Origin of the sequence: Streptomyces sp. NPDC086766, assembly GCF_044746005.1 — a bacterium.
Lineage (GTDB): Bacteria > Actinomycetota > Actinomycetes > Streptomycetales > Streptomycetaceae > Streptomyces.
Map to the genome: position 1 here is coordinate 36,176 of NZ_JBIVBI010000024.1, position 11,534 is coordinate 47,709.

Annotated in this window: 7 protein-coding genes; 3 read left to right on the forward strand and 4 right to left on the reverse strand. The window is 74.9% G+C overall.

Translation table 11 applies throughout. The annotated features are described in order from the left end of the window. Positions 1–45 precede the first annotated feature (45 nt). Positions 46–2,625: an aminopeptidase N gene (gene pepN, locus ACIPM1_RS30660; RefSeq protein WP_402440162.1), complete on the forward strand. Its 2,580-nt coding sequence runs from the start codon at positions 46–48 to the stop codon at positions 2,623–2,625. 191 nt (positions 2,626–2,816) lie between these two features. On the opposite strand, the gene ACIPM1_RS30665 is transcribed toward pepN, so the two are convergent. Beyond that, positions 2,817–4,331, reverse strand: a complete 1,515-nt coding sequence (locus ACIPM1_RS30665; protein WP_402440165.1) for an FAD-dependent monooxygenase — start codon at positions 4,329–4,331, stop codon at positions 2,817–2,819. A 174-nt stretch (positions 4,332–4,505) separates the two neighbouring features. Here ACIPM1_RS30665 and ACIPM1_RS30670 point away from each other — a divergent pair, with 174 nt between their 5' ends. After that, positions 4,506–5,093: a TetR family transcriptional regulator gene (locus tag ACIPM1_RS30670; RefSeq protein WP_356180622.1), complete on the forward strand. Its 588-nt coding sequence runs from the start codon at positions 4,506–4,508 to the stop codon at positions 5,091–5,093. Positions 5,094–5,280: 187 nt separating this feature from the next. On the opposite strand, the gene ACIPM1_RS30675 is transcribed toward ACIPM1_RS30670, so the two are convergent. From ACIPM1_RS30675 to ACIPM1_RS30685, 3 genes are all read right to left on the reverse strand, one after another. Next, positions 5,281–5,544, reverse strand: coding sequence for a hypothetical protein (locus ACIPM1_RS30675; protein ID WP_402440168.1), 264 nt, complete (start codon positions 5,542–5,544; stop codon positions 5,281–5,283). Between the two features lie 170 nt (positions 5,545–5,714). Next, the gene (gene malQ / locus ACIPM1_RS30680; RefSeq protein WP_402440171.1) at positions 5,715–7,961 is read right to left on the reverse strand and encodes a 4-alpha-glucanotransferase; all 2,247 of its coding nucleotides are present in this window, start codon (positions 7,959–7,961) and stop codon (positions 5,715–5,717) included. After that, positions 7,962–8,204, reverse strand: a complete 243-nt coding sequence (locus ACIPM1_RS30685) for a hypothetical protein (RefSeq protein WP_402440173.1) — start codon at positions 8,202–8,204, stop codon at positions 7,962–7,964. A gap of 229 nt (positions 8,205–8,433) precedes the next feature. Here ACIPM1_RS30685 and ACIPM1_RS30690 point away from each other — a divergent pair, with 229 nt between their 5' ends. Continuing rightward, a complete protein-coding gene (locus ACIPM1_RS30690; protein WP_402440176.1) occupies positions 8,434–11,529 on the forward strand; it encodes a beta-N-acetylglucosaminidase domain-containing protein in 3,096 nt (1,031 codons plus the stop codon). Positions 11,530–11,534: the final 5 nt, after the last annotated feature.

The window sequence follows — 11,534 nt, forward strand, 5'->3', positions numbered from 1 at the left end:
ACGTGGAAGGATGACCACACCCACACATCACGAGGAGATGACCGCGTGCCTGGCACAAACCTGACTCGCGAAGAGGCGCAGCAGAGGGCGCAGCTGCTCACCGTTGACTCGTACGAGATCGATCTCGACCTCTCCGGAGCACAGGAGGGCGGCACCTACCGGTCCGTGACCACGGTGCGCTTCGACACCGCCCAGGACGGCGCCGAGTCCTTCATCGACCTGGTGGCCCCGGCCGTCCACGAGGTCACCCTCAACGGTGACCCGCTCGACCCCGCCGAGGTCTTCAAGGACTCGCGGATCGCGCTGCCGGGCCTGCTCCAGGGCCGCAACATCCTGCGGGTCGTGGCCGACTGCGCGTACACCAACACCGGCGAGGGCCTGCACCGTTTCGTCGACCCGGTCGACGACCAGGCCTACCTCTACACCCAGTTCGAGGTGCCGGACGCCCGCCGCGTCTTCGCCTCCTTCGAGCAGCCGGACCTCAAGGCCACCTTCCAGTTCACCGTGCGCGCACCCGAGGGCTGGACCGTCGTGTCCAACTCGCCCACCCCCGAACCCCAGGACAACGTCTGGGTCTTCGAGCCGACGCCGCGCATCTCGACGTACATCACGGCCCTGATCGTCGGCCCCTACCACTCGGTGCACAGCGTGTACGAGAAGGACGGGCAGAGCGTGCCGCTCGGCATCTACTGCCGGCCCTCCCTCGCCGAGTACCTCGACTCCGACGCGATCTTCGAGGTGACCCGTCAGGGCTTCGAGTGGTTCCAGGAGAAGTTCGACTGCGCCTACCCGTTCGGGAAGTACGACCAGCTCTTCGTCCCCGAGTTCAACGCGGGCGCGATGGAGAACGCGGGTGCGGTGACCATCCGCGACCAGTACGTCTTCCGCTCCAAGGTGACCGACGCGGCCTACGAGGTGCGCGCCGAGACCATCCTGCACGAGCTGGCGCACATGTGGTTCGGCGACCTGGTCACCATGGAGTGGTGGAACGACCTGTGGCTGAACGAGTCGTTCGCCACCTACACCTCCATCGCCTGCCAGGCGTACGCGCCGGACTCCCGTTGGCCGCAGGCGTGGACCACGTTCGCGAACTCGATGAAGACGTGGGCCTACCGCCAGGACCAGCTGCCCTCCACCCACCCGATCATGGCGGAGATCAGCGACCTGGACGACGTCCTCGTCAACTTCGACGGCATCACCTACGCCAAGGGCGCCTCCGTCCTCAAGCAGCTCGTCGCCTACGTCGGCCAGGACGAGTTCTTCCGGGGCGTGCAGGCGTACTTCAAGCGCCACGCCTTCGGCAACACGCGCCTGTCCGACCTGCTGGGCGCCCTGGAGGAGACCTCCGGCCGCGACCTGAAGACCTGGTCGAAGCAGTGGCTGGAGACGGCGGGCATCAACATCCTCCGCCCGGAGATCGAGACGGACGCCGACGGGGTCATCACCTCCTTCGCCGTCCGCCAGGAGGCCCCGGCGCTCCCGGCCGGCGCGAAGGGCGAGCCCACCCTGCGCCCGCACCGCATCGCCGTCGGCTGCTACGAGCGCGACGATGCGAGCGGCAGGCTGGTGCGCGTCGAGCGCGTGGAACTGGACGTCGACGGCGAGCTGACCGCCGTACCGCAGCTGGCCGGCCGGCGCCGTCCGGACGTGGTCCTGCTCAACGACGACGACCTGTCGTACGCGAAGGTCCGCCTGGACGAGCGGTCGCTCGCGTTCGTCACCGAGCACCTGGGCGACTTCGCCGACTCGCTGCCGCGCGCCCTGTGCTGGGCCTCCGCCTGGGACATGACCCGCGACGGCGAACTCGCCACCCGCGACTACCTGTCCCTGGCGCTGTCCGGCATCGGCAAGGAGTCCGACATCGGTGTCGTGCAGTCGCTGCACCGCCAGGTGAAGCTGGCGATCGACCTGTACGCCGACCCGGCCGCCCGCGAGACCCTGCTCACCCGCTGGACCGACGCCACCCTGGCCCATCTGCGCGCCGCCGAGGCGGGCAGCGACCACCAGCTGGCCTGGGCGCGCGCCTTCGCGGCGACGGCCCGGACGCCGGAGCAGCTCGACCTGCTGGACGCGCTGCTGGACGGCTCGCAGACGGTGGAGGGCCTGGTCGTCGACACGGAGCTGCGCTGGGCGTTCGTGGAGCGGCTGGCGGCCGTGGGCCGCTTCGACGAGGCGGAGATCGCGAGCGAGTACGAGCGTGACCGGACGGCCGCCGGCGAGCGGCACGCGGCCACCGCCCGGGCCGCCCGGCCGACCCCGGAGGCCAAGGCGGAGGCGTGGGCGTCGGTCGTCGAGTCCGACAAGCTGCCGAACGCCGTGCAGGAGGCGGTCATCGGGGGCTTCGTCCAGACCGACCAGCGCGAGCTGCTGGCGCCGTACACGGACACCTACTTCGAGGCCGTCAAGGGCATCTGGGACTCGCGTTCCCACGAGATGGCCCAGCAGATCGCCGTCGGCCTGTACCCGGCGATCCAGGTGTCCGAGGACACCCTGCGCCGGACGGACGCGTGGCTGGCCTCCGCCGAGCCGAGCGCGGCCCTGCGCCGGCTGGTCTCGGAGTCCCGCGCGGGCGTCGAACGGGCTCTGAAGGCCCAGGCGGCCGACGCTGCGGCGGCCGGATCGTAACCGCCTCGCACGTACGCGCGAAGGGGCACCCGGCGGATCGCCGGGTGCCCCTTCGCCGTCAGCGCGTGGGCAGCGGTCCCGCCGGCCCGGGCGCCCCAACTGGCTTACATGCTGCGACAGTCGCTGACCGAGGCGCGGACTTCGCGGGCCCGGCCGGGCAGGGACGAAGACGACTGGGACGGGTGGGTCGATCAGCCCACGTGCGCGGCGAGCGCGGACTCGATCGCGGCGGTGTCGGCGCTGTCGGCGGCCCAGGCCACGTGCCCGTCGGGGCGCACCAGCACGGCCGTACGGCGGTCGCTCGCCCAGCGGGCGGCGCTGAGCCGGCCGGCGCGGCCGGGGCCGACGTCGTGGGAGCGGGGGGCGATCAGCACGAAGCGGCCGCCGCGCAGCGCCTCGTAGAGACGGCCGCCGCCCGCGAGAGCCACGTCGGGGACACGGGTGCCCACGAGAGGGTGGGCACCGCGCGGAGCGGCGTAGCGGTAGCCGATACCGGTGATCCGGCCGGCGGCCCTGCGGCGGACGGGTGCGACCCCGTCGAGGACGGTGACCAGCGCGGCACGCAGGGCGAGGGTCCAGGGGCGGTGCGCCATGGCGAGGCGGATGATGCCGCCGCTGCTGCGGAGCACGGACCGGCCGACGGGGTGGCGTTCGGCCTGGTAGGTGTCGAGGAGCGCTTCGGGAGCGTGGCCGGAGACGACCTGGGCGAGCTTCCAGCCGAGGTTGGCCGCGTCCTGCAGGCCGGTGTTCATGCCCTGGCCGCCGGCCGGGGTGTGGACGTGGGCGGCGTCGCCGGCGAGGAAGACCCGGCCGACCCGGTAGGCGGGCGCCTGCCGCTCGTCGCTGTGGAAGCGGGACATCCAGCGGGCCTCGTGCATCCCGTAGTCACGGCCGAGGGCGAGCCGGGTGATCTCCCTGACCTCGTCGAGGTCCAGGGGCTCACGGTCGGAGACCTCGTGGCCGCGCCGCCAGCCGATGACCCGGTAGTAGCCGTCCCCGAAGGGCGCCAGGAAGGCGAAGGCGTCCCGGACGGCGTTGACGGTGAGCAGCGTCCCGGGCGGCTCGGCGAGCCGCACGTCCGCGAGCACGACGGACCGGATCACCGACCGCCCGGGGAACGGCACCCCGATCGCCTCCCGCACCTTGCTGCGCATCCCGTCGGCGCCGACGGCGTACACGCCCCGCAGCGACTCCGCCCGCCCGCCGGGCCCGCGGACCTCGACGGTCACGCCGTCGCCGTCCTGGGCCAGGCCGGTCACCTCGGTCTCGTAGCGGAAGTCCACGCCGGCCTCGACCGCGCGCCGCTCCAGCACCTCCTCCACCTCGTACTGCGGGAGCACGAGCACGTGGCGGAACCGGGAGGGCAGGTCGGTGAGGTCGACGCCGAGCCGCCCGAAGAGCTGGAGCCGGTCGAGGGGGCGGCCCACGGCCTCCAGGCCGTCGGCGAGGCCCCGCGCGTCGAGTTGCTCCAGGGCGCGGGCGTGCAGGACGAAGGCGCGCGAGAGGTTGCTGATCCGGTGCGGCCGCTTCTCGACGAGGGTGACGGGGACGCCGGCGGCGGCGAGGTCGCCGGCGAGAAGGAGGCCGGTGGGGCCCGCGCCGACGACGATCACCGGGGCGGTGGTGAACGTGGGGGTGGGGGTGGGGGCCGAAGCGTTGGTGTCGGTGGTTCCCGTGGTGCCTGTGTTGCCCGTGGTGCCGGTCATGACGACCTCCTGGGGTGCCAACGGTCGTTTGCCAGCGGTCGTTGGCAAACGACCGTTGGTCAACGCTTGTTGGCAAGCGTAAATCGCCCCGAGTGGGCTTGTCAACGCTTGTTGGCCTACGCTCGTTGACACCTACGCTTGTTTGCCTACGTACGTTGGCCTACGGTTGTTGACATGGTCGACGCCAGCCAGGGCTCCCCGCCCTCCCCCGCACGCCGTTCCGACGCCACCCGCGGTGCCATCCTCGACGCGGCGCGCCGGCGCTTCGCCGCCGACGGGTACGACCGGGCCACCATCCGGGCCATCGCCAAGGACGCGCGCATCGATCCGTCGATGGTCATGCGCTACTTCGGCAACAAGGAGAGTCTTTTCGCCGCGGCCGTCTCCCTGGATCTGCGGCTGCCCGACCTGACCGCGCTGCCGCGCGACGAGATCGGGCGGGCGCTGGTGTCGCACTTCCTCTCGCTGTGGGAGGGGAACGGCGAGCTGACCGCGATCCTGCGGGTCGGTGTCACCAACCCCGCCGGGGCCGAGCGGATGCAGTCGGTGTTCCGGGACCAGTTGCTGCCGGTCGCCCAGCAGGTGTGCCCCGACCCCGAGCAGGTGTCCGGGCGGGCCGCGCTGTGCGCCTCGCAGCTGCTGGGACTCGCGCTCACCCGCTACGTCCTGCGCTTCGGGCCGGCCGTGGAGCTGTCCGGCCCGGAGATCGTGGCCTGGCTGGCGCCCACGCTGCAGCGGTACCTGACCGCGCCGAGCCCCTGACCCGGGCCGTCCACGCGGGCCCCGGCCCCACCAGGGCCGGCCCGCCGGGGCCCTTGCGGACGCGGCGGTGAAAACGCCGAGGGCGCCGGCCTCGGCGTCGTACGGCGGTGCGTGTACGTACGGCGGGGTCGGCGCCCTCGGGGCGGTGTGCGCGGCGGGCGCTCCGGTCCGGCGGAGGCCGGCGGCGTCAGGCCTTGGCGTCGGCGCGGCGGCCGGTGTCCTGGTTCCTGTCGCCGGACTTGCTCAGCACCATGACCAGGCCGGCGATGACCGCGAACAGCGCGATCGGGAGGACGACGTAGAGACCCAGCGTCTGGACGACGCTCAGGCTCGAGCCGGGGTCGTCGCCGTCGTCGCGGGTCACCGCGAGCGCGGGGGACGACATGAGCAGCATCATCAGCGTCGTACCGGCGGCCAGGGCGCCGGCGCGCAGGGCGTTCTTCTTGTCCACGGTGCCAAAGTAGCGAACGCCGGAACGGGCCGCGCGCCCGGGGTCGCGTACGGGCCGGAGCGGCGCCGTCGTGCGGCAGGGCGCGCGACCGGCAGGGGGCCGGGCGCCGGGGTCCCACGTGGCCGGGCGCCGGAGCGTCACGCGGCGAGGCGTGGGGTCCGCGCCGCCCTTCAGCCCTGCCGGCGCTCGCCGGGCACTCCCTCCCGCAGTACGTCCGTCAGCGCGTGCAGCCGGGGGGAGGACGACAGTTCCTCCAAGGTCACTGGACGGCCCTCGGCGTCGGCGACCGGCAGCCGCCAGTTCGGGTACTGGTCCCAGGTGCCGGGGAGGTTCTGCGGGCGGCGGTCACCGACGGTGTCCGGGAGCCAGAGGCCGATCATGCGGGCGGGGGTGCGCAGCAGGAAGCGGTGCACGGCCTGGATCTCCGCCTCCTCCGAGGGCGTGCCGCGGCCGCCGCTCGTACCGTGCAGCAGCCCCAGCTCCGACAGCAGCGCGAGCCACTCCCCGGTGTCCGCCGCCGCCTCCGCGCGCTCCTCCTCCAGGGGCCGGGTGAGCAGGCCCAGGCGGTGGCGCAGTTCGACGTGCTCGCCGGTGAGCCGGGCGGCGGTGGACGGCAGGTCGTGGGTGGTGGCGGTGGCCAGGCAGTCGGCGCGCCACCGCTCCGGGGGCAGGGGGCGGCCGTCGCCTTCCCAGTCCCGTTCGAACCACAGGACGGAGGTGCCGAGCACCCCGCGCCGGTCCAGGGCCTCGCGCACCCCGGGCTCCACGGTGCCGAGGTCCTCGCCGATCACCACGGCCCCGGCCCGCGAGGCCTCCAGGACCAGGAGGGCCAGCATGGCCTCGGCGTCGTAGCGGACGTAGGTGCCCTCGGTCGGCGGTCGTCCCTGCGGGACCCACCACAGCCGGAACAGGCCCATGACGTGGTCGATGCGCAGCGCTCCGGCGTAGCCGAACAGGGCGCGCAGCAGGCGGCGGAACGGGGCGTGCCCGGACTCGGCCAGCCGGTCGGGGCGCCACGGGGGCAGGCCCCAGTCCTGGCCGCGGGCGTTGAAGGCGTCCGGCGGGGCGCCGACCGACATGCCGGCCGCGAAGTGGTCCTGCTGGGCCCAGGCGTCGGCGCCCTCGGGGTGCACGCCCACCGCGAGGTCGTGCACGATCCCGATCGGCATCCCCGCCTCGCGCGCCGTGCTCTGGGCGGCGGTGAGCTGGGTGTCGGTGAGCCAGGCGAGGCGGGAGTGGAAGTCGACGCGGTCCATCAGCTCGGCGCGGGCGCGGGCGGTCTCGGCGGACCTCGGGTTCCGCAGCCCCTCGGGCCAGCCGTGCCAGTCGGAGCCGTGCACCTCGGCCAGGGCGCACCAGGTGGCGTGGTCCTCCAGGGCCTGGCCCTCGCGCGCGAGGAAGTCGGCGTAGGCGGCGCGGCGGCCGGGGCCGAGCGGGACCCGGCGGACCAGTTCCAGCGCCTGCCGCTTGAGGTCCCACACCGCGTCCCGGTCGATCAGGGCGCCCTTGTCGAGGACGCCCGCGCGCAGCCGTTCGGCCCGCTCCAGCAGGGTCCGCACCCGTTCGCGGTCCTCGACGTACGCGAACTCGGGGATGTTCTCGACGCGCAGGTGCACGGGGTCGGGGAAGCGGCGCGAGGAGGGGCGGTACGGGGAGGGGTCGGTCGGCGCGCCGGGCACGGCCGCGTGCAGCGGGTTGACCTGCACGAATCCGGCACCCAGGGCCCGCCCGGCCCAGGCGCTCAGCTCGGCCAGGTCACCGAGGTCGCCCATGCCCCAGGAGTGCCGGGAGAGGAGCGAGTAGAGCTGGACGAGCAGGCCGTACGAGCGGCCCGACGGGGTGGGCAGCCGGGCCGGGGCGACGACGAGGTGCGTCAGTTGTGTGCGCCCGTCCGGCGCGGTGACGGTCAGCCGGTGCACTCCGTACGGGAGCCCGTCGACGCGGTCGCGGACCTCGCCCTGCTCGGTCTCGACCCGTACTCGGGTGCCGGCGGGCAGCGCGGCGAGGAGGGCCTCGGGCGAGCCCGGGGTCCCGGGCGTGCCGCCCGCCCCGGGCGCGTCAGGCGCCGGCGCGTCTCCGGCTCCGCGCGCCCCGCGCGCATTACGTGCGCCCAGTGCGCCAAGTGCGCCGACGGCGGGCCCCGCACCCCCCGCACCCGCCCCGGCATCGCCCCACCACACCACCGTCGGGGGCAGCAGCCGTGCCCCCAGTTCCCGTTCGCGGGCGGTGAGCGCGGCGCGGGCGGCCTCGGGGGTGCTCGCGTCGACGTCGAGGGCGGCCAGGGCGGCGACGACCGCGGCGGCGGAGGCCGCGACCCTACGGTCCGGCGAGGGGCTGTAGGAGGTCGCGACGCCGTGCAGGTCGGCGAGGCGGGTCAGTTCCGCGTCGGGGGGTTCGGCCGGCCGTAACGACGTCATCTACATCTCCGCGCAGCAGGGGTCCGGTTCGGCGGCGGTCTCGCTGGTCAGGGGGGTGGTCTCGGCGAGCGGCGGTTCGCTGGTCAGGGGCTCGGCGTCGGGCAGCGGCGGCTCGCTGGTCAGGGGAGCCTCGATGGAGGCGCTCTCCGCGCTGTAGACGGACAGGTAGGGGTCGGCGGCGGAGTCCGCGGTGAGCGGCTCCGCGATGGGTTTGGACGGGGCCGGGAGCAGAAGGTGCGCCACGGGTGGGCCTCCTTGTCGAAACGACATCAGCGGATTACCGCAGCCCTACCCAGTGCGCGCGATCGCAGACGTAGAACGCGAAGACCGTGCCACTGCTCACATTCCACTTTCTTCAGGCTGGGGCAAAAGCGACACAACGGCCACTCTCATTGACACCCCGGCGCCCGGATGGTGGGCTCGAAGCTCTTCGACACCGCCTTGGGGAAGGCCGACGAGGAGGAGGGGGACCGTGCAGCTTCGGCGCGGGAAGGGGGCGGCCGCCCTCGCGTTCGCCGTCGTCGCAGGCACTCTGGGGGCCGCTCCGGCCGCCGTCGCGGCTCCGCCGGCGCCCGGCACGGAGACCACGAACCCGGAACAGCCCGCAACGTCCGCCTCCGACGTCGCCGTGTGGCCGCGCCCGCAGTCGCTGCGGACGGCCGGCGGCACGGTCAGGGTCACCGACCAGGTCGCGCTGGTCGCCGACGCGACGGCGGACCCGTACGCTCTCGACGCGCTGCGCGCGCTGCTGCGCGGGGCCGGGGCGCGGACGATCACGGAGGTCGGCGCCGGTGAGCCGGTCCCGGCGGGCGCGATGGTGGTGCGGGTGGACGGCGAGCGCCCGCACGGCGACCCGCGCCACGCCCTGCCCTCCGGCGGCTACCTCCTCACCGTGGACCGGGGCGCCCCCGGCCGGGCCACCCCCGGACAGGCCACCGCCGGCGGGGCCGTCCTCGGTCCCGGCGTCACCGGCCGGGGAGCCACCGCCGCCCCGGCCACCGTCGCCCTCACCGGAGCCGGCGAGGACGGCCTCTTCCACGCCGTGCAGACGCTGCGGCAGCTCGTGCGCCCGGACGGGACGATCCCCCGGGTCACCGTCCGCGACTGGCCCGGCACCGCCGTGCGCGGCACCGCCGAGGGCTTCTACGGCACCCCCTGGACGCAGGAGCAGCGGCTCGGACAGCTCGACTTCATGGGCCGGACCAAGCAGAACCGGTACCTCTACGCCCCCGGCGACGACCTCTACCGGCAGGAGCGCTGGCGCGAGCCGTATCCGGCCGGGCAGCGCGCGCAGTTCCGCGAGCTGGCTCAGCGGGCCCGGCGCACCCACGTCACGCTCGCCTGGGCGGTGGCCCCGGGGCAGTCCCTGTGCTTCGCCTCGGACGCCGACGTCCGGGCGCTGACGCGGAAGCTGGACGCGATGTGGGCGCTCGGCTTCCGGGCCTTCCAGCTGCAGTTCCAGAACGTCAGCTACAGCGAGTGGCACTGCGGCGCGGACGCCGGGCGGTTCGGCTCCGGGCCCGGGGCGGCGGCGCGGGCGCAGGCGCGGGTGGCGAACGCGGTCGCCCGCCACCTGGCCGCGCGCCATCCCGGCGCGGCCCAGCTCTCCCTGATGCCGACCGAGTACTACGAGGACGGCGCCACGCCCTACCGGACGGCGCTGGCCACCGCTCTGGACCAGGAGGTCCAGGTCGCGTGGACGGGTGTGGGCGTGGTGCCCCGGACCATCACCGGACAGGAACTGGCCGGGGCCCGGGAGGCCTTCGGGCACCCGCTGGTGACCATGGACAACTACCCGGTCAACGACTACGCCGAGGACCGCATCTTCCTCGGCCCCTACACGGGCCGCGAACCGGCCGTCGCCGGCGGCTCGGCGGCGCTGCTGGCCAACGCGATGGAGCAGGCGGAGGCCTCCCGCATCCCGCTGTTCACGGCGGCCGACTACGCCTGGAACCCGCGCGACTACCGCCCCGACGCCTCCTGGCGGGCGGCGATCGCCGATCTGGCGGGGGGCGACGGACGGCGTGCCGAGGCGCTGTCGGCGCTGGCCGGGAACGACGCCTCGTCGGTGCTCGGCGGCACCGAGTCGGCGTATCTGCGCCCGCTGATCGCGGCCCTGTGGCAGGCCCGTACGAGCACGGACCGGGCCGCGAACGACACCGCCGAGCAGCGGCTGCGCGCCGCCTTCGCGGTGCTGCGCGAGATGCCGCGGCGCCTGGCCCCGGACGCCGGGCTGGCGGCGGAGGTCGCCCCGTGGTCGGCGCAGTCGGCGCGCTACGGCGAGGCCGGGACGGCGGCGCTCGACATGCTGCGCGCCCAGCGCGCCGGTGACGCGGCGGCGGCGTGGACGGCGTACCGCACGCTGGGCCGGCTGCGGGCGGAGGTGAAGCGCGGCGGGGCGACCGTCGGCAAGGGCGTGCTGGACCCCTTCCTCGACCGGGCGCAGACGGCGTACGAGACCTGGGCGGGCCTGGCGCACGAGCCGGCCGCCGCTCCGGGCGCCGCGGCGGACGGGCGCACGGTCCGCCTCCCGCACGCGCGCCCGCTGGCCGCCGTGACGGTGCTGGCGGATCCCGGCACCGGCGGGGACGTCGAGGTCCACCTCCCCGGGCAGGGCTGGCGCCGGGTCGGGACACTGGCGCGGAGCGGGGCGACGGAACTCGGGGCCGGACAGCTCCCGGCGACCGGTGCACGGACCCGCCCGCCGGCCGTCGCGCCGCCCTCGCCGACGACGTCCGGCGCCTGGACGCGGCCCCCGGCCGTGGTGCAGCCGCCGGCCGCCGGCACGCTCGTCGACGCGGTCCGGGTGACCGGGGCCGCCCCGTCCCGGGTGCGCCATCTGGTGCCGTGGTTCGCCGACTCCCCGGCGGTGCGGCTGGAGCCCGCCCGCACGGAGGTGGACGCGCAGATCGGCGGCACCCAGCGGGTGACGGCCGAACTGACCGCCCTGCGCCCGGCCGACGCCACCGGCCGGGTGACGGTCGAGGCGCCCAAGGGCATCACGGTCCACGCCCCGGCCGGGCCGCTGACGGTGCCGCGCGGCACGACGGTGACCGTGCCCGTCGAGGTGACCGTGCCGAAGGACGCGCCGTCCCGGCCGTACGAGGTCCGGGTCTCCTTCGCCGGGGTGACCCGCACCCTCACGGTCCGCACCTTCCCGCGCACCGCGGGCCCCGACGTGGCCCGCACCGGCACCGCGAGCTCGTCCGGCGACGAGACCCCCGACTTCCCGGCGTCCGCGGCGAACGACGGGGACCCGGGGACCCGCTGGTCCTCACCGGTCGACGACGGCGCCTGGTGGCAGGTGGAGCTGGCCGCCCCGGTGCGGCTCGGCCAGGTGGCGCTGCGCTGGCAGGACGCGTACGCCGCCGCGTACCGGGTCCAGGTCTCCGCGGACGGCCGCCGCTGGCGCACCGCCACGACCGTCCGGGACGGCCGGGGCGGCCGCGAGGTCCTGCGGATGGACGAGCGGGACGTGCGGTACGTGCGCATGCAGGGCGACAAGCGGGCCACGCGGTTCGGGTACTCCCTGTGGTCGGTGGAGGCCTACGCGGTCGCCGCCCACTAGCCTCC